Source organism: Achromobacter sp. JCM 18799 (genome assembly GCF_055395645.1).
The window spans coordinates 2,411,025-2,430,814 of the sequence record NZ_AP043866.1; the positions used below are offsets into that span (position 1 = coordinate 2,411,025).

The 19,790-nt window shown below is 67.3% G+C and carries 23 protein-coding genes; 14 read left to right on the plus strand and 9 right to left on the minus strand.

From position 1 onward, the window contains the following. Positions 1-73: 73 nt before the first annotated feature. Together ACZ5YA_RS11355 and ACZ5YA_RS11360 are read left to right on the plus strand one after the other, a co-directional pair. Entirely contained in the window at positions 74-1,033 is a 960-nt protein-coding gene (locus tag ACZ5YA_RS11355; protein ID WP_059371999.1) for a Bug family tripartite tricarboxylate transporter substrate binding protein, read from the plus strand. Positions 1,034-1,043: 10 nt separating this feature from the next. Continuing rightward, complete coding sequence (locus ACZ5YA_RS11360) at positions 1,044-2,039, plus strand: D-2-hydroxyacid dehydrogenase (protein WP_464092519.1); 996 nt, start codon at positions 1,044-1,046, stop codon at positions 2,037-2,039. A gap of 55 nt (positions 2,040-2,094) precedes the next feature. Here ACZ5YA_RS11360 and ACZ5YA_RS11365 read toward each other — a convergent pair whose 3' ends face one another. The 3 genes from ACZ5YA_RS11365 to ACZ5YA_RS11375 form a co-directional block, all read right to left on the minus strand. Further along, positions 2,095-3,414, minus strand: coding sequence for an MFS transporter (locus ACZ5YA_RS11365; protein WP_118934136.1), 1,320 nt, complete (start codon positions 3,412-3,414; stop codon positions 2,095-2,097). Positions 3,415-3,459: 45 nt separating this feature from the next. Then, positions 3,460-4,131: a DUF4286 family protein gene (locus tag ACZ5YA_RS11370; protein ID WP_118934134.1), complete on the minus strand. Its 672-nt coding sequence runs from the start codon at positions 4,129-4,131 to the stop codon at positions 3,460-3,462. Between the two features lie 126 nt (positions 4,132-4,257). Next, positions 4,258-5,169, minus strand: coding sequence for a LysR family transcriptional regulator (locus ACZ5YA_RS11375; RefSeq protein WP_059372806.1), 912 nt, complete (start codon positions 5,167-5,169; stop codon positions 4,258-4,260). 293 nt (positions 5,170-5,462) lie between these two features. On the opposite strand from ACZ5YA_RS11375, the gene ACZ5YA_RS11380 reads away from it, so the two are divergent. The 6 genes from ACZ5YA_RS11380 to ACZ5YA_RS11405 are packed head-to-tail and all read left to right on the plus strand — an operon-like array spanning position 5,463 to position 10,432. After that, positions 5,463-6,470 (plus strand): ABC transporter substrate-binding protein, encoded by a 1,008-nt coding sequence (locus ACZ5YA_RS11380; protein WP_059371990.1) that lies wholly within the window; start codon positions 5,463-5,465, stop codon positions 6,468-6,470. A gap of 3 nt (positions 6,471-6,473) precedes the next feature. Further along, the gene (locus ACZ5YA_RS11385; RefSeq protein WP_059371988.1) at positions 6,474-7,289 is read left to right on the plus strand and encodes an ABC transporter permease; all 816 of its coding nucleotides are present in this window, start codon (positions 6,474-6,476) and stop codon (positions 7,287-7,289) included. After that, positions 7,289-8,110 (plus strand): ABC transporter ATP-binding protein, encoded by an 822-nt coding sequence (locus tag ACZ5YA_RS11390; protein WP_059371984.1) that lies wholly within the window; start codon positions 7,289-7,291, stop codon positions 8,108-8,110. Before ACZ5YA_RS11385 ends, ACZ5YA_RS11390 begins: the two co-directional genes overlap by 1 nt. A 24-nt stretch (positions 8,111-8,134) precedes the next feature. Next, entirely contained in the window at positions 8,135-8,317 is a 183-nt protein-coding gene (locus ACZ5YA_RS11395; protein WP_059371982.1) for a DUF4089 domain-containing protein, read from the plus strand. Beyond that, positions 8,314-9,702, plus strand: coding sequence for an AtzE family amidohydrolase (locus tag ACZ5YA_RS11400; protein WP_251881951.1), 1,389 nt, complete (start codon positions 8,314-8,316; stop codon positions 9,700-9,702). The genes ACZ5YA_RS11395 and ACZ5YA_RS11400 overlap by 4 nt, the downstream gene beginning before the upstream one ends. 22 nt (positions 9,703-9,724) lie before the next feature. Further along, a complete protein-coding gene (locus tag ACZ5YA_RS11405; RefSeq protein ID WP_118934130.1) occupies positions 9,725-10,432 on the plus strand; it encodes a GntR family transcriptional regulator in 708 nt (235 codons plus the stop codon). A 20-nt stretch (positions 10,433-10,452) separates the two neighbouring features. Here the strand turns inward: ACZ5YA_RS11405 and ACZ5YA_RS11410 are convergent, their stop codons facing one another. Beyond that, positions 10,453-10,992 carry an antibiotic biosynthesis monooxygenase gene (locus tag ACZ5YA_RS11410; protein ID WP_059371977.1) on the minus strand — a complete coding sequence of 180 codons (540 nt, stop codon included), beginning with the start codon at positions 10,990-10,992 and terminating at the stop codon, positions 10,453-10,455. A gap of 213 nt (positions 10,993-11,205) precedes the next feature. On the opposite strand from ACZ5YA_RS11410, the gene hpxZ reads away from it, so the two are divergent. Continuing rightward, a complete protein-coding gene (gene hpxZ, locus ACZ5YA_RS11415; RefSeq protein ID WP_059371974.1) occupies positions 11,206-11,580 on the plus strand; it encodes an oxalurate catabolism protein HpxZ in 375 nt (124 codons plus the stop codon). 130 nt (positions 11,581-11,710) lie between these two features. Further along, positions 11,711-12,265, plus strand: coding sequence for an NADPH-dependent FMN reductase (locus ACZ5YA_RS11420; protein ID WP_059371972.1), 555 nt, complete (start codon positions 11,711-11,713; stop codon positions 12,263-12,265). Between the two features lie 856 nt (positions 12,266-13,121). Here the strand turns inward: ACZ5YA_RS11420 and ACZ5YA_RS11425 are convergent. After that, positions 13,122-13,337 carry a dodecin gene (locus tag ACZ5YA_RS11425; protein ID WP_042794506.1) on the minus strand — a complete coding sequence of 72 codons (216 nt, stop codon included), beginning with the start codon at positions 13,335-13,337 and terminating at the stop codon, positions 13,122-13,124. A 187-nt stretch (positions 13,338-13,524) separates the two neighbouring features. Here ACZ5YA_RS11425 and ACZ5YA_RS11430 point away from each other — a divergent pair, with 187 nt between their 5' ends. Then, positions 13,525-14,031, plus strand: coding sequence for a DUF6496 domain-containing protein (locus tag ACZ5YA_RS11430; RefSeq protein WP_059371970.1), 507 nt, complete (start codon positions 13,525-13,527; stop codon positions 14,029-14,031). Positions 14,032-14,047: 16 nt separating this feature from the next. Here ACZ5YA_RS11430 and ACZ5YA_RS11435 read toward each other — a convergent pair whose 3' ends face one another. Continuing rightward, positions 14,048-14,950 (minus strand): LysR family transcriptional regulator, encoded by a 903-nt coding sequence (locus ACZ5YA_RS11435; protein ID WP_118934129.1) that lies wholly within the window; start codon positions 14,948-14,950, stop codon positions 14,048-14,050. Between the two features lie 111 nt (positions 14,951-15,061). Between ACZ5YA_RS11435 and ACZ5YA_RS11440 the strand changes: the two genes are divergently transcribed. From ACZ5YA_RS11440 to ACZ5YA_RS11450, 3 genes are all read left to right on the plus strand, one after another. Continuing rightward, complete coding sequence (locus ACZ5YA_RS11440) at positions 15,062-15,856, plus strand: SDR family NAD(P)-dependent oxidoreductase (protein WP_464092520.1); 795 nt, start codon at positions 15,062-15,064, stop codon at positions 15,854-15,856. A gap of 15 nt (positions 15,857-15,871) precedes the next feature. After that, on the plus strand, positions 15,872-16,885 hold the full coding sequence (locus tag ACZ5YA_RS11445; RefSeq protein ID WP_118934127.1) for a zinc-binding alcohol dehydrogenase family protein: 1,014 nt from the start codon (positions 15,872-15,874) through the stop codon (positions 16,883-16,885). Between the two features lie 152 nt (positions 16,886-17,037). Further along, the gene (locus ACZ5YA_RS11450) at positions 17,038-17,283 is read left to right on the plus strand and encodes a hypothetical protein (RefSeq protein WP_280016431.1); all 246 of its coding nucleotides are present in this window, start codon (positions 17,038-17,040) and stop codon (positions 17,281-17,283) included. A 60-nt stretch (positions 17,284-17,343) separates the two neighbouring features. On the opposite strand, the gene ACZ5YA_RS11455 is transcribed toward ACZ5YA_RS11450, so the two are convergent. The 3 genes from ACZ5YA_RS11455 to ACZ5YA_RS11465 form a co-directional block, all read right to left on the minus strand. Then, a complete protein-coding gene (locus ACZ5YA_RS11455) occupies positions 17,344-17,700 on the minus strand; it encodes a hypothetical protein (RefSeq protein ID WP_054453246.1) in 357 nt (118 codons plus the stop codon). Positions 17,701-17,775: 75 nt separating this feature from the next. After that, positions 17,776-18,684, minus strand: coding sequence for an aldose epimerase family protein (locus tag ACZ5YA_RS11460; RefSeq protein ID WP_464092521.1), 909 nt, complete (start codon positions 18,682-18,684; stop codon positions 17,776-17,778). Positions 18,685-18,771: 87 nt separating this feature from the next. Continuing rightward, a complete protein-coding gene (locus ACZ5YA_RS11465; RefSeq protein WP_059371955.1) occupies positions 18,772-19,662 on the minus strand; it encodes a LysR family transcriptional regulator in 891 nt (296 codons plus the stop codon). Positions 19,663-19,790 lie beyond the last annotated feature (128 nt).

A 19,790-nucleotide genomic window follows, 5' to 3' on the forward strand; every position in this document is an offset into this window, starting at 1 on the left:
GTTCAACAGGCGCCGGCCGGCGTGGCGGCACGGCGCCATCGAAAACACCACTACGCCCACGCGAGGAGACATCATGAACACTGCACGAGCCCTGCTCGCTTCCGCAGCGCTGGCTGGCGCCTGTACGCTGGCGCCGCCCGCGGCCGCGGACTATCCCGACCGGCCGGTGAAGGTCATCGTGGCGTTCTCGCCCGGCGGCACCACCGACACCCTCACCCGCAGCGTCACCAATACCCTGACCCAAAAGCTGGGCCAGCCTTTCGTGGTCGAGAACAAACCGGGCGCGGGCGGCAACATCGGCACGGAATACGTCGTGCGCGCGGCGGCCGACGGCCACACGCTCATCGTCAACTCCGTGGGGCCCATCGCCGTCAACCCCTCGCTGAACAAGCTGCCCTATAGCCCGCTGACTGATCTGGTGCCCATGGTGCAGATCGCCACGGTGCCCAACGTGCTGGTAGTGCCGCCGGCTTCGCCCGCCAAGGACATCCAGGGATTCCTGAAGTACGTCAAGACCGCGCGCCAGCTCAACTACAGCTCCACTGGAGTCGGCACGTCCTCCCACCTGTCCAGCTACATGCTGATGGACGAGCTGGGCGTCAACGCCACGCACGTGCCGTACAAGGGCGCGGACGCGGTCAACGACCTGCTGGCCGGGCGCATCGACTTCATGTTCGCCACCATCCCTTCCGTGATCGGGCACATCCGTTCCGGCAAGCTGCGCGCGCTGGCGGTCAGCACGTCGCAGCGTTCCGCCACCCTGCCCGAGCTGCCCACCATCGCCGAATCCGGCTACCCCGGGTTTGACGCGGGTTCCTGGTTCGGCTTCTTCGCGCCCAAGGGCACGCCGCAGCAGGTGGTGGACGTCGTCAACCGCGAGGTCAACGCGGCACTGCCGGGGCTCAATGAACAGATGCTGCGCGAAGGCGCCGAACCGGTAGGCGGCACGCCCGCGCAATTCGGCGCCTTCATCAAGCGCGAACATGACAAGTGGGCGCTGCTGGTGCGCAAGTTCGCCCCCGAAGCCCATTGAACCCGCCGCCATGACGCAAGGCTCCGACATCCGCATCCTGTGCTCGCCCGCCGAAGCCGCGCCGCTGCGCCTGGCGCTGGACCGCAGCCCGGCAGCGGGCCGCTATGCGCTGGTCCACCCCGTTGCGGGCCAGCCCATGATGGCCGAGACTGCGTTCGTCTCGCGCGACATCACGGGGCATTCGACCAAGTTCGAGATCCAGCCATCGACCGCGCTGTACTACGAGGCCATGCGGAACGCGCCGGCGCTGCGCTGGGTGCATGTGCACTCGGCCGGCGCCGACCGCGAGATCTACCAGCGCCTGCACGAGCGTGGCGTCGCGGTCACGACCTCGCAAGGCGCCAGCGACCCGGTGGTAGCCCAGAGCGCCGTCGCCGGCGTGCTGGCGCTGGCGCGCCGCCTGCCGCTGCTGGCCGCCGATCAGCGCGACCGCGCCTGGCGGCCGCTGCTGGACGAGCGCACGCCCAGGGACCTGGCCGGCCAGCATGCCGTGGTGGTGGGATGGGGCGGGATAGGACAGCGTATCGGCGCGCTGCTGGCCGCGCTCGGCCTGAAGATATCGGTCGCGCGCCATAGCGGCGCGCCCGTGCCGCAGGCCCGCCACACCGTGGGTTACGGTGAACTGCCGTCCCTGCTGCCCGCGGCCGACTGGCTGGTATTGGCCTGCCCGCTCACGTCCGCCACGCGCAACCTGATCGGCCGCGATGCGCTCGCCGCGCTGCCCGCGCATGCGATGGTGGTCAACGTGGCCCGCGGCCACGTGATCAATGAGCCCGAACTGATCGCGGCGCTGCGTGCCGGCCGCCTGGGCGGCGCCTTCCTGGACGTGTTCCAGCACGAGCCGCTACCGCCGGATTCCGCGCTGTGGGACCTGCCCAACGTCATCGTCACGCCGCACAGCGCCGGGTTCTCGGACGGCAATGCCGCGCGCGTGCGGGCCCTGTTCGTCGACAACCTCAACCGCTGGCTGGCCGGCGAGCCGCTGGCCAATCGCAGCATCGCCTGAATGGCCTGTCGCCGCCCGGCCGCGAGGCCGGACGGCGACAGGCATGCGCCGCGCCTCAGCGCTGCAACGGAGACTTGGCCGTTTCCCTGGCGGCCAGCACCGCCACCGCCGTCACGACCAGCGCCGCCGCCACGTACAGCGATATGGCGAAGGTCGAATTCCAGGACTTGAACAGGCTGGCGATGATCAGCGGCGCGAAGCCGCCACCGACGATGCCGGCCAGCGTGTAGGCCAGCGAGGAACCCGCATAGCGCACGCGGCCCGGGAACTGCTCGGTGATGAAGGCGGCCTGCGGGCCGTACATCAGCGCGTGGATCAGCAGGCCCACCACGACGGCCGCGCAGATGGCGATGGGATGCGCGGTGTCCATCAGCACGAAGAAAACGAAGGCCCAGATCATGCCCAGCACCGCGCCCGCCAGGTACACCGGACGGCGGCCGATCTTGTCTGACAGATGCCCGCACAACGGCACCGCAATCGCATTCAGCGCGGCGCCCAGCATGGTTGCGGTGAGCGCCATGGGCCGCGACAGGTGCAGCACCGTGGTGACGTAGGTCAGCGTGAACACGACCACCAGCGCATAGAGCACGTCGGAGCCGATGCGCGAGCCGCCCGCGACCAGCAACTGCCGCCAGTACTGGCCCAGCACTTCCTTGATGGGCGTGGCGGCGGTTTCACGCTTCTGTTCCATTTCCAGGAACACGGGCGTCTCCTCCACGCCGCGGCGCAGCCACAGGCCGAACAGCACCAGCGCCACGCTGGAGACGAAGGGCACGCGCCAGCCCCAGGCCTGGAAGTCCTCGGGGCTCAGAAAGGCCGAGACCACGGCGATGAAGCCCGTGCCTATCAGCGTGCCGCAGGACGGACCGATCTGCGTGAAGGAGGCGTTGCGCCCGCGCTGGTCGGGCTTGCCGTGCTCCATCGACAGCAGCACCGCGCCGGCCCATTCGCCGCCCAGGGCCACGCCCTGCACGAAGCGCAAGGCCACCAGCGCCACGGGCGCCCATACACCCCAGGACGCGTAGGTCGGCAACAGCCCCATCAGGCCGGTGGACACGCCCATGATGACCAGGGTGGCGACCAGGACAAACTTGCGCCCCAGCCGGTCGCCCAGATGGCCGAAGACGAAGCCGCCCAGCGGCCGAGACACATAGCCCACGGCATAGGTGGAGAAGGCCAGGATGGTGCCCGTCAGCGGGTCGAAGGACGGAAAGAAGATGGAATTGAAGACCAACGCCGCCATCAGGTTGTAGATGGTGAAGTCGTACCACTCCAGCGTGGTGCCGACCGAGCTGGCCAGGGCCAGCCTGCGCATCTTGTTGGGCGCGGCCGCGGTCTTCACCGGCGCGGCGCCATATAGCGTTTCTTCAGCCATGGGATTCCCCTTGAATTGGATGTTTGGTGACTGGCCGCGATGGGCTCAGCGCAGGTCGGCTGCCGTCAGTTTCCAGCCCAGTTCCAGCAGCCAGGCCTGTGACGGATCGGTATCGAATGCGCTGCAAGCCCGATCGCGCAGGACGCGCGCGGCGGCTGCGGAACTCGCTTCCACCACGAACAGCGGCGCCAGCACGCGGTTGTCGGCGGACTCGCGCGGCAGCGGCGTGCTGAGCCCCGCGTCCGGCACCAGCAGATAGGACTGCACGAAGCCGTCCGCCTGCGCCAGTTCAGCGCCCAGCGCCTGCGCCCGGGCCACCAGCGCTTCGCTGTCATTCGTCGCCGGCAGAGGCAGGACCGCGATCTCGCTGCCGGAGCCAAAGCCCGTCACGGCCCGCACGGCGCACACGCGGCGCATCGGGTCGCGCATGCGGTCCAGGTTGGTCACCGACCATACGGTCTGGCGCTCGAACGCCTTGCGATAGTCCGCCGTGGTGAAGGCGGCCAGCGATTCGGTGCGGTACAGGCCCAGATACTTGCGGCCGCCTTCCCGCGACAGGTAGCGCGCGCCCGACAGGAAGCCGGGAATGCGCACGCGCTCTTCCACGTGCTCGCGGTCGTACCAGCGGTTGAAATCGGCTTCGTGGGCGGGGTCGGCGTCAGTGGCGACGAACAGCAGGCCGTGCGGCGGGAGGGAGGATTCGGTGTGCGTGCTCATGGGCGGAAGACAGGAAATTCCTTCGATTACGGAAGGCTCCATCTTCAGCCGGCCGGTTGCCCCGGGACAAACGAGTAATTCTTCTGCGCGGCAATAAAATTACTGAAAGACGCCCTAGGGATAACACTATTGCGCCGAACCCAATCGCGGCGCAGCGACCGAGGACGTGAACTGGTCCGACGCGCGGCTGGCAAGTTCGGCCACCAGCCGGATCGCGTCCGAGCCGGCGCTTTCCAGATAGCTCACCACCAGCAGCTGGGGCGGCACCGGAATGTCGCAGCGGATGATCTGTACCTCGCCGCGCGCCACGTATTCGTAGATGGGCGGCAGCGGCACCAGCGCCCGGCCGAAGCCGCTGCGCACCAGCCGCGCCAGCGCGGAGATCGAGCTGACGCAGTGCACCTTGCCTTGCGGCATGCCGACTTCGCGGTACAGGGCCTTGAGCGCTTCGTGAGGCTGCGATCCCGGGCTCATGGTCAGCACCGGTTCGCTCAGCAGTTGCTGCGCGCTCAGCGCCTCCTCGTCGCCCGCCGGCCCGACCCAGCCCATCTCCATGGGCAGGCAGGCGTTGCTGATGATGCCGCTATCGTTCAGCAGGTCCGTCTGCAGCGCGATGTCCAGCGCGCCTTCGCGCAGGCCGCGGTGCAGCGCGCGCGTGGTCTCGGAGGTGAGCTGGACCTCGATGCCCGGATAGGTGGAGCGCAGATTGGTCAGGAAGCCGATCAGCCAGGTGTGCACCACGGTTTCGATGGCGCCGATACGCACCAGGCCAAAGACCTCGTCGCCGCCCTTGCCCAGCGACAGGATCTGCTGGCGGATCTCCAGCAGCCGTTCGCCATAGTCCAGCAGCCGGGTGCCGGTGGCCGTCAGCCTGAGCTCCTTGGCGTCGCGCTCGAACAGGCGCGCGCCTATGTCCTCTTCCAGCGAGGCGATGCGATTGGCCACGGCGGCCTGGGTGATGTGCAGGCGGTCGCTCGCCGCCCGGAAACTGCCCAGGCGCGCCGACCACAGAAAGGCTTCGACAAAACGCGTATTCATCTCGGTATGACGCGGCCAGGCGTCGCGCAAGGGTTCACAAGTCCGGAGCGGCACGCTCCGATCCGCCCACATGCTACCGCCATCGCGCGCAGCGCGACACGGGGGCCGGTTACGTCCCCTTCATTGGTGCGCCGTGCACCAATGTGGTTCAGGCGAGGCACCAGCGCGAGGCCGGCCCGCCAGGCGCACTGGGCGCATGCCGCCCCGGAAGAAGTTGGCACGGCTCTTGCTTGATGCCTGGTATGCCAGCTTGTCTACAAGCGCCACTTTCCTTGCACACCAGGAGTTCCTCCATGATCTACCGCAACGCGCCCCACGCCTTCAACGCCACCCGCCGCCGGCTGATCCAGGGCGCCGCGCTGGGCGCCGCGACGCTGGCCGCGCCGGCGCTGGTTCGGGCGCAAGCGGGACCCGTGATCCGCATCGGCTTCTGGCCCGTGGCGGCCGGCCTGCCGTTCTACGCGGCGCTGGAAAAAGGCTATTTCAAGGAGGCCGGGCTGAACGTCGAGCCGCTGAAATTCGCGGGCGCGCAGCAGGTCATGGAAGCCATGCTGGCCGGCCGCGCGGACGGCAGCGCCAACGGCACCGGCTCGGCCAATCTGGCCATCGGCGAGATCGCTTCGCCCGGCCTGTTCAAGATTTTTGCGTCCAATCCCAGCAACGCCAAGCACGTGCTGGACGAGTTCATCGTCGCGAAAGACAGTCCCATCAAATCCATCGCAGACCTCAAGGGGAAAAAGGTCGGATCTGGACCCGGCATCCAGAACGCCACGCTGGCCAAAGCAGTGCTGGAGCGCGCCGGCGCAACCGGGGCGACCGTGGTCGAGCTGGCGATAAGCCAGCACGTCGCCGCGGTCGCCGCCGGCCAGTTGGACGCCTGCTACACGCTGGAGCCCACGGGCACGGTGGGCAGGCTGAATGGCACCACCCGCGTGCTGGAGTCCGGCGTCATCTCCAAGTACGTGCTGGGCGATCCGATGGCGCCGTGGTTCGGCGGGTCGGCATCGCTGACCACCGCCTTCCTGAAGAAGCATCCCGAGGAAAGCAGGAAATTCATCGCCGCCTATGCGCGCGGCATCGAACTGATCCGCAGCAAGCCGGAAGAGGCGCGTCCCTACCTGAAGGGCTACACCGCCATCGAAGGTCCGATGACCGAGGAAGTGCCGCTGGCCGCCTACACCCTCTACAACGAGTTCACGCCCGGCGATATCCAGCACTTCCAGAAGTTCTTCGACCTGTTCGCCGACAAGGGCGTCTTCGCCCAGAAGGTCGACGTCTCGACCATGCTCTACAAGGGCTGAGCCATGACCGCAACCACTGCAACAACCACGGCCGGCCCGGCCGCGACAGCGCGGCCCCCACGCAAATTCGACACAAGCCGCCTGCTGCCGCTGATCGGCCCGCTGGCGCTCTTCGTGGTGTGGGACCTGGTGGTGCGCCTGCAACTGGTCAGCCCCGTGCTGCTGCCCACGCCCAGCGCGGCGCTTGCGGCGCTGGTCAAGGGCATGGCGGGCGGCCCGCTGCTGGCGGACTTCCTGGCGTCGCTGAACCGCACACTGCAGGCCTTCCTCATCGCGGGCGTGATCGGCGTGCCGCTGGGCGTGCTGCTGGGCAGCAACGAAAAGGCGTATCGCAGCGTGGAGTTTCTGATCGACTTCTTCCGCTCCACGCCCTCTTCCGCGCTGATCCCGCTGTTCCTGATGATCTTCGGCGTTACCGACATGAACAAGATCGCCATTGCTGCCTTCGCGGCGGTGCTGGTGATCCTGTTCAACAGCGCCTATGGCGTCATCAACGCCCGCAAGCAGCGGGTCATGGCGGCGCGCGTGATGGGCGCGTCGCGCTGGCGCATCTTCAAGGACGTGCTGATCTGGGAAAGCCTGCAGCCCACCTTCGTGGGCCTGCGCAGCGGCGTGTCGATGGCGCTGGTCATCGTGATCGTGGCCGAGATGTTCATCGGTTCGGACAGCGGCCTGGGCAATCGCATCATCAACGCGCAGCAGGTGCTGAACGTGCGCGACATGTACGCGGCCATTCTTGCCGCCGGCGCGCTCGGCTATGTGTTGAACATACTTTTTCTCGTGCTGGAAAAGCGCGTGGTCCACTGGAGCGGCCGCTGATGTCCACCGTCCTCAATCCCATCATCGCCCCCGGCCCCGCCGCCGCCCCGTTCGAGCCCGGTCCGCTGGGCACCCACATCACCATACGCGGGCTGACCAAGTACTTCGCCGGCTGGCCGTTGTACGAGGACTTCAACCTGGACATTCCCAAGGGCAAGATCGTCTCCGTCTTCGGCCCCAACGGCTGCGGCAAGTCCACGCTGATCAACATGATCGCGGGCCTGATTCCCATCGACTCGGGCGAGATCCTGTTCGACGGCAAGTCGCTGGCGCAGACCAAGATCGGCTACGTCTTCCAGAACTACCGCGAAGCCATGTTCCCGTGGCTGCGCACCATCGACAACATCGCCTATCCGCTGCGCCTGGAAGGCCGCAGCAAGGCCGAGGTGGATGCGCGAGTCGCAGAGCTGGTGGCCTCGTTCGACGTCAAGTTCGACCTGAACCGCTACCCCTACGAACTGTCCGGCGGCCAGCAGCAGACCGCATCGATCATGCGCGCGCTGGCGCCTGGCCCCGAGGTGCTGTTCCTGGACGAACCCTTCTCCGCCCTGGACTTCGAGATGACGCTGTTCATCCGCGAAAAGCTGCAGGAGGTCTTCATGCAGACCGGCACCACCATGCTGCTGGTGTCGCACGACCTGGAGGAAGCCGTGTACCTGGCCGACCAGGTGCTGCTGCTGACCAAGCGGCCCACCCGGGTCGCAGAGATCCTGGATTACCGCGACGCGCGTCCGCGCACGGTGGCGACGCTATCAGAGCCCAGCTTCATCGAAATGAAGAAACTCAGCCTGGAAATCTTCCAGCGCGAAGTGCGCAAGTAAATCACCCGTACCGGAGAGTCCGCCATGACCCAGGAAACCATCGACCAATACGTACGCAGCGCCCTGGCGCTGGCCGGCTATGCCTTGCGCGAGCAGACGGTGGCCGACGTCGCGCAGCAATTCGCGCGCATCCAGGACATCGCGGCCGGCTTCGTCGACGAGCCGCTAGCCGTGGAGCTGGAATCGGCCGCGGTGTTCCGTCCGTGAGCGGCCCCGCGCAGGATATCGCGCGCCAGGTCCGCGCCGGCGAACGCAGCGCCATGGCCGTGCTGGACGCCACGCTGGCGCGCGTGCGCGAACGCGACGCGCGCTACAACTGCTTTACCGCCGTCACCGAAAGCCGGGCGCGGCAGGAAGCGGCGGCCATCGACGCGCGCCGCGCCCGCGGCGAGCCGCTGCCGCCGCTGGCGGGCGTGCCTTATGCGGTCAAGAACCTGTTCGACATCGCCGACGAAGTCACCCTGGCCGGCGCGCGGGTCAACGCCTCCAACCCGCCCGCGCGGCGCGACGCCAGGCTGGTCGAGCGCATGCGCGAGGCCGGCGCGGTGCTGGTCGGCGCACTGAACATGGACGAACACGCCTACGGCTTCACCACGGAAAACAGCCACTACGGCGCCTGCCGCAACCCGCACGACACCACCCGCATCGCGGGCGGCTCTTCCGGCGGCAGCGCCGCCGCGGTCGCGGGCGGCCTGGTGCCGCTGACGCTGGGCTCGGACACCAACGGTTCGATCCGCGTGCCGGCATCGCTGTGCGGCGTGTTCGGCCTGAAACCTACCTTCGGCCGCTTGTCGCGCGCCGGCTCATTTCCGTTCGTTGGCAGCCTCGACCACCTGGGACCGTTCGCGGCCAGCGCCAGCGACCTTGCCGCCGCCTACGACGCGCTGCAGGGCGCGGACGCCGAGGACGTGGCCTGCGCCGGGCGTCCCGCCGAAGCCGCGTTGCCGGCGCTGAACGCGGGCATGCGCGGACTGCGGGTGGCGGTGCTGGGCGGCTACTTTTCGGAATGGGCCGGACCGCAGGCCCGCCGCGCCGTCGAGATCGCGGCGCGTGCGCTGGACGCCACGGCCGTGGTCGAACTGGCGGGAGCCGCCCAAGCTCGCGCCGCGGCCTTCGTCATCACGGCGGCGGAAGGCGGCGCCCTGCATCGCCGCAGGCTCGTCACGCACTACGACTACTACGAACCGCTGTCGCGCGACCGGCTGGTCGCAGGCAGCCTCGTGCCCGCGGCGTGGGCGCAGCAGGCGCAGCGCATCCGCCACCGCGTCTATCGCGAAGCACTGACGCTGTTCGAACACTACGACGTGCTGATCGCCCCTGCCACGCCAGTGCCGGCCACGCCCATCGGTTCGGACTGGCTGACGTTGGCCGGCCAGCGGCTGCCGGCGCGCGCCAGCATGGGGCTCCTGACGCAGCCGGTGTCATGCATCGGCCTGCCCGTCTGCGCCGCGCCGGTCTGGCCCGAAACCGGACAGGACGATCACCTGCCGCTGGGCGTGCAGTTGATCGGCGCGCCATGGCGCGAAGCCGATTGCCTGCGCGCCGCGCACGCGCTGCAGCAGGCCGGCATTGCCCGCCTGCGCCCCCTTTGAACCACCGCTCCGAGGCCACCACATGGAAACCGCCTTCGCCGTCATCGACATACCGCGCACGCTCGCCGACACCGCCTACGGCACGCTGAAGCGCGACATCCTGGACTTCCGGCTGGCGCCGGGCGACCGCTTCACCGAAACCGAGATCGCCGACCGCCTGCAGGTCAGCCGCACGCCCGTGCGCGAGGCCCTGTTCCGCCTGGAGCGGGAAGGCTATCTGGAGGTGCGGCAACGCAATGGCTGGCTGGTCAAGCCGCTGGACTTCAACACGCTGGACCACTTCTACGAACTGCGCAGCGTGCTGGAAGCGGCCGCGGTGCAATCGCTGTGCGCATCGGCCAGCGCCGCCGAGCGGCAGCGCGCGCTGCGCCCGCTGGCCGATATCTGGCTGGTGGACCCAAGCGAACGTTCGGGCGACTGCGAGCGGCTGGCGAATCTGGACGAGCGCTTTCACATCGACCTGGTGACCGCCGCTGGCAATCCGGAGATCGCCCGCGTGCACCGCGCAGCCACCGAACGCATCCGCATCGTGCGGCGGCTGGACTTTACCCTGCCCGAGCGCATCGGCAAGACCTACGAAGAGCACGCGGCCATACTCGAAGCCGCGCTGGCCGGCGATGCGGCGCGCTCGGTGGCGCTGCTGCACGCGCATATCCAGGGCAGCCAGGCCGCAGTGCGCAAGATCACGCTGCACCGGCTGTACTCCTCCCGTGGCGCGCGCGCGGCCTGAACCGGCCGCGCCTGCCTGCTTCAGCCCGCCCGCAGCCAGCGATGCAGCATGCGCGCCACCAGGGGCATGCAGATGAACACCATCACCGGCGTGAGCGCTACGCTGGTGATCAGCACACGCCAGAAAACCGGCAAGAGGCTCAGCGGTTCGCTAGCCAACACGGAGAAAACGAGCAGCACCGGAAAGTAGGCCAGCCAGATGCTGACGGCCTGCTTCCAGCGCGGCGGCGCGCTGGTCCTGGGCGCGAACCAGTCGTCCGTGCCGCTGACGCGGCGCTCGTGGCTGGCGCGCACCAGCGACGCGCCGCGTTCCAGCCACATGCGCCGCGGCAGGGAGTTTTCCCAGCGGGCGAGGCTGGCCGCGTCGGCAAAACGCAGGACGATCTGGTACTGGTCGCCGCCTTCCGCGGGTTGCAGCACGCCAGACCCGAGAAAGCCCGGGAAACCTGCCGCGAGGATTTCCCCCTGGCGCATCCAGGACAGGAAATCGCCATAGCGTTCGGGGGTGATGTGCCGGGTGACCAACATGGTGACCGGGGCGGAAACGGCGGAACTGGACATGGCGGAACTCCTGGGACGGCGCGCAGCTTGTTATGCAGCATCTATGCAGTATTTACCCTAGCAAGCGGCATGCCAGGATCGGCACGCCGCGCTCCTCCCGACGAGGTCGAGAAACCGCCGCTCACGGGACGGAGCCGCCGCACCGCAGGACACACCATATTGGTGATTACCCCTACATTTCGCACCACAACGGTGCCAACTGGAGCAGCACGCATGGATATCAATCTGCCCGACGTCGTGGCGGAAGTCACCGCCGCCCTGGACCGCTACGAAACCGCCCTGGTGAACAACCAGGTGGAGGTTCTGGATGCGCTGTTCTGGAACAGCCCTCACACGCTGCGCTATGGCGCGGGCGAAAATCTCTACGGCTACGATGCCATCCGCGCCTTCCGCGCGGCGCGTTCACCGCAAGGCCTGGCCCGACGCGTGTTGCGCGCGGTCGTCACCACCTATGGCCAGGATTTCGCAACGGCCAATCTGGAATTCCAGCGCGACGGCAGCGACCGCATCGGCCGGCAAAGCCAAACCTGGATGCGCACGCCTGAAGGATGGCGCGTGGTCGCTGCCCATGTCAGCCTGATGAGCTGACGCGCCAACCCGCGCGCCGCCGACATCAGCGCGTCATGATCATGAATAAACATATCCGCGATCGTGATTGAGCGGGCTTGCGTACAGGTCTACACTGACAATCCCGTCCCCCCCTTGGAGCCTGCGCCCCATGAGCACCTACAAGATTGCCGTTTTCGTCGGAAGCCTGCGCGCTGCCTCGTTCAACCTGCGGCTGGCCCGCGCGCTGGAAAAGCTGGTGCCCGCGGACTTCAAGTTCGAATACGTGAGCCTGGGCGACGTGCCGCTCTACAACCAGGACAACGAGAACAACCTGCCCGCCCCCGCCGCCAAGCTCAAGCAGCAGATCGCCGACGCCCAGGGCATCCTGTTCGTGTCGCCCGAGCACAACCGCTCCGTGCCCGCCGCCATCAAGAACGCCATCGACTGGGGTTCGCGTCCCTGGGGCCAGAACTCCTGGACCGGCAAGGCCGTCGGCATCGTCGGCACTTCGCCCAGCGCCGCCGGCACCGCGTTGATGCAGCAGCACCTGCGCAACATCCTGGCCGCCGAGGGCGCCAACGCCCTGACCACGCCGGAAGTCTTCCTGCAATACACCGAAGGCCTGGTCGACGACCAGTACAACATCACCAACGAAGGCACCCGCAAGTTCCTGCAAGGCTGGGTGGACCGCTACGTGGACTGGATCAAGAAGTTCAACCCCTGATCGCCGCCGCTGCCGGCGCGGGCTCCTCCCGGCCGGCAGAGATCGCCCGTCTACCTCCGGGCGATCCAGCCCCCCGATACGTCGGGGGGCTTTTTTTTGCGTGCGACCTCCCATGAATCCCGCATCCTTCCTCGACCGGAGAATGCGGCGGCCATTGTGCGCAGCCAGCGCAGCTCGAGCGGCGGCCCGCCGCCGGGCCGCCCCAAGGGGCCAGCCCCCTCGGGGGCCGGCAAGCACGCGCAGCGTGCGCGGCGTGGGGGCATTCACTTATCCCCGCCAACTGTGGAGAAGGTTGAGGACAGCCTTGGGGCATAGTGAAATTCCCCTGTCCCGCCAAGCACTTGCGAGGGCCGGTCAAAAATTGCGCAATCATCCTTTTGGATGATTTTTGACGCACTTATCCACTGAAACCAGGATGACCGCGCGGACTTGCGCGGCGGCTGCGCCGAAATGTGGATTTGTCCCCGCGTTCTGTGGAGAAGCATGAGGACAGTATGAGGGCAGGTCGAAAATTCCCTTGCATATCAATCGCCTGGAAGGGGTGGTCAAGAATGGCTCAAATGCCGTATCGAAGCGCCCAGGTTGTCCCCGCCAAATGTGGATAAGCCTGAGGACAGTATGAGGGCAGCATGCAAAAAGCCTTATGCACCAAGCACTTGAAGCTGCCGCTCAAGAAACGCTCAATGCCGGCGGGTTCACGATGCCTCCGCGGATCGCGATGACGGCAGGCGCAAGGCAAGCAAGCTTGTCCCCACCGAATGTGGACAAGCCTCTGAACAGTCGGATAACAAGCGGGAAAAATCCTTATCCGACAATCACTTGGAAGGGGTGCTCAATAAAGAAGCAGCAAGCGGACTCACTCGTTCCCTTCCAGCCGCATGCCTATCTTCAAGCCGACCTGCCAGTACGCCACCTTGCCGTCCTTGATGTGGCCGCGCACTTCGGTCACTTCGAACCAATCGAGGTTGCGCAGCGTCTCGGAAGCGCGCGCGATGGCCTGGCTGATGGCGTCGTCGGTGGACTTGGTGGATGAACCCACCAGTTCGATTTGCTTGTAGACATGATTCGACATAGCTCGTCTCCGCTAAGGGGTGAGTCGTGCATCGTCGGTCTGGCGGCGGTGTTCCGGCGCTTACGACCGGCAATCCATTCGAACACACAGCATACGCCCACGGCGCTAGAGTGGTGTTACGAGTTCCGTCGCACCGGCCTCGGCGCGGCGGAGCGCGTTTTCGCAACGCAAGCAAGGAGGTGTCGTCATGCCTGAACGAAAAACCCTGGAACGAGCGGCGCGCGACAAACGGCAAGGAAAATCCGCATCCACGCAGGCCGGAGAATTCGTGCGCGAGGAAATCGAACACGTGCGCGAAGGCAAGCATGGCGTGAGATCCACCAAGCAGGCCATCGCGATCGGACTGTCCAAGGCGCGCCGCGCCGGCGTGGCCCTGCCCGCGCCGAAGAAGGCCAGCGCGGCGACCAAGCGCCGCGCAAAGCAGGACAGCGACGCAGCCCATGATGGGCATGCCAAGTCCGCCACACGCGCCAAGGCCACCACCACCGCCCTGAAGAAGGAAAGCGCCAAGCCCGCTACACGCACCGCGTTGTCGCGGCAGGCCAGCGCATCGGCCTCCAAGCGCAGCGCCGCCGCCCGCTCGGCCGCGGCCAAGAAGGCTGCCGCCACCAAGGGCGCCGCAGGCCGTTCCGCAGCCGCGAAGAAAGCCGCCCGCACGCGCGCGGCAAACCAACGGGCCAGCCACGCGCATTGAAGCGCACAAAGGCCGGCTAGCCCGCCTCGAACGCCTTGAAGCGTTCGTGCAGGAACTCGCGCAGCCGCTTTACCGCCGGCGACAGCAGCATGCGGTGCACGCACAGCAGGTATAGCGGCGACGGTTCGCTGGTGTAGTCGGCCAGGACTTCGATGAGCCTGCCCGCCCGCAGATCGGCCAGCACGTCAAAGCGCGACTTGTAGGCCAGGCCATGGCCAGCCAGGGCCCAACGGCGCACGAGTTCGCCGTCATCGCCGACGCGGTCGCCCTTGACCGGTATGGTGAGCGCGGCGCCTTCGTGCCGGAAGGCCCAGCGGTCGTGCAGGGTTTCGCCCAGCACGAAGGACAGGCAGTTGTGGCGGCGCAGGTCATCGGGCACCTGCGGCACGCCATGGCGCGCAAGGTATGCGGGCGAGGCGCACACCACGCGGCGGTTGTGCTCGGATAGCGGCAGGGCCACCAGTCCAGAGTCGTTCGGAGTGCCATAACGCACCGCAAGATCCACCGGCTGCCGGTACAGGTCGGCCAGGCGGTCGCTGATGCGCACCTGGAAGTTGACGCGTGGATGCCGTTCCTGGAACTCATCCAGCCATGGCAGCAGCACGTGCCGGCCCAGGTCGGACGGGATCGACAAGGACAGCGTGCCGGAGATCTCCGTCTTGTTGCGCGCCACGGCGTTCCTGCCCGCGTCCAGCGCCGACAGCGCCGCGCGGGCATGTTCCAGATAGCGTGCGCCGTCGCTCGTCAGCCTGAGGCTGCGCGTCGTGCGCACGAAGAGGCGCGCGTCCAGGACCTGCTCGAGCCGCTTGAGCGCGGCGCTGGCGACCGCTGGCGTCAGGTCCAGCTCGCGCGCGGCGGCGGAAAAGCTGCCCTGGTCCGCCGCCGCCATGAATATCCTCAGATCCTCGAACCGCACCATGCCGGCCTCATTTTCAAAAAATTATTGAAACTGACTGCGATGCTAGCCGCTTTTTCGCTGGTTTGGACTGGGTAATCATGGCTCCATTCCCCGACACGCAAGGAGTCCCCCATGAAAATCGAACTGAACGGCAAGAAGGCCCTGGTCACCGGATCGTCTGGCGGCATCGGCCTGGCCATAGCCGCAGGCCTGGCCGAGGCCGGCGCCGAAGTCGTGCTGCACGGCCGCAACGCCGACAAGCTGGCGCAGGCGGCCGCTTCGCTTGCCCAGCAGTTTCCCGCCGCGCGCGTGAGCACCGTGCAGGCCGATCTCGCCACCGCCGACGGCGCGGCCTCGATCTCGGCCGCCCATCCCGACGTCGACATCCTGATCAACAACGCCGGCTACTTCGCCCCCAAGTCCTTCACTGAAATCACGGACGACGACTGGCAGTACATGCTGGACATCAACGTCATGAGCGGCGTACGCCTGTCGCGCTACTACCTGCCGCGCATGCTGGCCGCCGGCTGGGGCCGCATCGTGTTCATATCCAGCGAATCCGGGGTCCAGATCCCCGCGGAGATGATCCACTACGGCGTCAGCAAGACGGCGCTGCTGGGCGTGTCGCGCGGATTGTCCGAGCTGACCGCCGGCACCGGCGTCACCGTCAACGCGGTGCTGCCCGGCCCCACGCGCTCGGAAGGCGTGTCGGACTTCTTTGCCGAAATGGCCAAGGAACAAGGCGTCACGCAGGACCAGATGGAGCGCGACTTCATCGCCCAGCACCGCCCCACTTCGCTGCTGCGCCGCCTGGCCACCGTGGAAGAAGTGGCCAACATGGTCGTCTACGCGAGCTCGACGCAAGCCGCCGCCACCAACGGCGCGGCGCTGCGCGTGGACGGCGGCGTGGTGCGTTCCATCATCTGATCCCGGCAAGCAACCATGAAAGCCATCGCCTATTTCAAGAACCTGCCCGCCGATCACCCGGAGGCGCTGCAGGACATCGACATCGCCGACCCGGTGCCCGGCGACCACGACCTGCTGGTCGAGGTCCGCGCCATTTCGGTCAACCCGGTGGATGTGAAGATCCGCGCCAATCGCAAGCCCAAGGACGGCCAGCCCGAAGTCATAGGCTGGGACGCCGCCGGCGTGGTGCGCGCAGTGGGTGCAAAGACCAGCCTGTTCAAGCCGGGCGACCGCGTCTGGTATGCGGGCGCGCTGAACCGCCCCGGCGCCAACAGCGAGCTGCACGTGGTGGACGAGCGCATCGTCGGCCGCATGCCGGCCAGCCTGGACTACGCCCAGGCCGCGGCGCTGCCGCTGACCACCATCACCGCCTGGGAGCTGCTGTTCGACCGCCTGCGCGTGCTGGACAACGCCGCCCCCAGCCAAGGCAGCCTGCTGGTCATCGGCGCCGCGGGCGGCGTGGGATCCATTCTGGTGCAGTTGGCGCGCCAGTTGACCGGACTCACGGTGATCGGCACCGCCTCGCGCCCGCAAACCCAGGCCTGGGTGCGGGAACTGGGCGCGCATCACGTGATCGACCACAGCCAGCCGCTGGCCGCCGAACTCAAGCGCATCGGCTTCGGACACGTCAGCCACATCGCCGGCCTGACCCAGACCGACCAGCATTTCGCGCAGATGGCCGAAGCGATTGCGCCGCAAGGCAAGATCGCCCTGATCGACGATCCCGCAGCCATCGACGTGCGCCTGCTCAAGTCCAAGTCGGCCTCGCTGCATTGGGAGTTCATGTTCGCGCGTCCGCTGCACGGCACGCCCGACATGATCGCGCAGCATGAACTGCTGAACCAGGCCGCCCGCCTGATCGACGAAGGCGCGCTGCGCACCACCCTGGGCGCGCACTACGGCAAGATCAACGCCGAAAACCTGCGCCGGGCGCACGCCTTCATTGAAAGCGGCAAGGCGCAGGGCAAGATCGTGCTGGAAGGGTTCTAAGGCGCGTAGGCCATGCCTCGCCGCTCGCGGCGGCGGGGCGTCTCGCAATTGCAGGCAGAAAGCAGTACAAACTCGACTGCGCGCAAACACATGCGCGACACCATCGGGAGTCTCTTCTGCTCGACCACATTCTCAATCAGGCGCTTGAACCCGTGCTCTGGGGGATGGTGGCCTTCACCCTGCTGATGCTGCGGCTGGCTCCCTTGCAAGGATGGAAGGCCGCCATCGTCGCCGGCATCACGGCCGGACTGGTCTTCGACACCGTGCAGTTCCGCGTGGGTCCGCCGCGCCTATGGGACTTGCAGGTACTGGGTTCGGTGCTGGCCGCCCTGCTGGCGGCCGCCGTCTTGGAAGCGCTATTCCTTCTGGTGCGCCGCTCGCGAGCCGAGCGGGCCTGAGGCGTGGGGCCGGCATCCGGTCCGAACTGCGACACATGATGCGCCGGCAATGCGCCCGTTCTAGGCGCGCCCTTCCCGCTTGGCGCGGGCGTGGGGATCATTGATCTCGGCTTCCAGCTCGGCGATCAGCCATTCCAGCCAGCCGTTTTCGCTGCGCGCGTAGACCACCGCGGCGGGCGTCTTGCCCGTGCGCCAGCCAGGCTGGTGCGCATCCATCCACGCGCCCAGGCTTTTGTGCGGCGCCAGCAGGCCTGACAGCCACGACCACAGATAGTCGGGCACGTTGCGGCGGAATCCTTGCGCGCAGGCATAGAGGGTGGGCTCAAGCGGCAAGTTGCCGGCGCGCGCCAGCCTCGCCTGCACGCGGCGCAGCGTCTCGGCCGCGGCCTGCAATTGTTCGGTGCTGAGCTTTTTCATCGAAGGACTCCTGGACTTGGTTTGCCCGGATTATCGCCGCAGGCGGCGGCGCTTTCAAAGCGCCGCTTGCAGGCATCAGGAACGCGCCGTTCGGGGCGGCTCCAGGCCGAACAACGCGGTCGCGGCAAAGCGCGCGCCGGGCTCGAGCGCCCGCATGCCGGTACGGGCTTCGCCGGCCGCCGCAAGGTTAAACGCATCGGCTACGTTGGTGACCGGCTCGACGCACAGAAAATCCGAACCGCCCGCCGTGTAGACCACCAGATGCGCAAACGCCGGGTCGGCGTGCAGCGACAGCTGATGCCCATCGGGCCAATGCAGGGTGGCTCGCCCTTCCCACTGCGACAGATAGGTGTCGCAGCCGCTGGCCGAACGCCGCAGTTCGCGCACATGAACGGCCTTGCTGCCGGTGGGCAGGCCGTCGGCGTCCGCCGCCCACTCGCGGCGCGCATGCAGCGTGACCCGCTCGGCCGTGAAATAGGGATGCAGGCCCAGGCCGCAAGGCATGGGCGTGTCGCCGAGATTGACGATGGCAAGCGCCACGCTCAGGCCGCGCGCGTCCAGCTGATAGCGCTGCACGCATTCGAAGGGCCAGGGCCAGCCCAGCACGCCGGCGGGCTGCTCCAGCACCAGGTCGACGCTGTCCGGACTGTGGCTGCGCACGCGCCACGGCTGATACAGGCCTGCGCCATGGATCGCATGGGGCCGGCCGGGTACGGACTGCAATGCGTGCCTGGCGCCGTTGAAGGTGAACACGCCATCGCGGATGCGGTTGGAGTAAGGCGCCAGCGGATAGGAGCCCGCCCGCGGCCAGCGTCCGGCGGGCCACTGCGTGTCGGTCAGGGGCACGATCCAGTCATGCGCGCCGGTGGACAACCGGGTCAGGCGGCCGCCGCCGCCCGGCGCGAATTCGGCCTGGAGCGGACCGCTGGTGATGGTGATGCGCTCGCTGGCGTCCAGCGTGGCCGGGACGGATAGAACCTGCATGGATAAGAGACTCCGGCGGCGGAAACAGGGCCGCGCGCTGCGATTGTGCCGTTTGCGGACGGCCGGGAGCAAGCGCGGACAGGCCCCCTATCCCGCCACGCCCCCAACGCCGCACAACGCCAACAGACGCCCCAACGCCGGATTCTGGTTGGTCTCCAGCCAAGCAATGCCGTGCTGCAGCTTAGGGGCGTCCGCCGGCAACGGGCGGAACATCACGCCCTCCATGTTGAAGGATTCGATGTCGCGCGGAATGATGGCCACGCCGGTGCCAGCCGCGACCAGGCACAGCAGGGTTTGGGACGCCTCCGTTTCCCGCAGCACGCGCGGCAGGAAACCCGCCTCCAGGCAGATCGCATCCATGGCGTCGCGCAAGTGGAAGCCCTTGCCCGAGGGATAGGCGATGAACGGTTCTTGCGCCAGATCCGCGACACGCAATTCGGCCTTGGCGGCCAATGGATGCGCGTCTGCCAGCGCAATGGAAAACTCGCTGAGCATGAACTCGTGCGACGCGATGTGCTTGCCCTCCAGGGGCAGAAAGCACAGCGCCGCATCCAGCGTGCCGTCCAGCAGCTTCAAGCGCAACTCGCCCGTGGGCAGCGGCCCCTGGATGTCCAGCGCGATATCGCTGTAATGGCGCCGGCAATCGCGCACCAGCCCCGGCAGGCGCACATGGCTGGCGCGTCCGGTATAGCCCAGCCGCAGGCTGCCGGTCTCGCCCCGGCCAGCCTTGCGGCAAGCCTCCACGGCGCCGTCGAGCTGCCGGAACATGGGCTGGATGCTGTCCAGGAACACGCGGCCCGCCACCGTCAGCGTCACCTTGCGCGTGCTGCGGTCGAACAGCTTCACGCCCAGCTCGTCTTCGAGTTCGCGGATGCGCTGGCTCAAGGGCGGTTGGGCGATGTGCAGGCGCAAGGCGGCCCGTGTGAAGTTCAGCTCCGTGGCGAGGACCATGAAGCTCTGCAGATGGCGCAATTCCATGAGCGGTTCTGAGGGTGCCGGTTATTAATATTCTATGAATATAAATCATGCATCGATAATAAATTGGACGACTCAATCCCCACGCCCTAACCTGCCACGCATTCCATAACGACACAGCGTGGAGACAA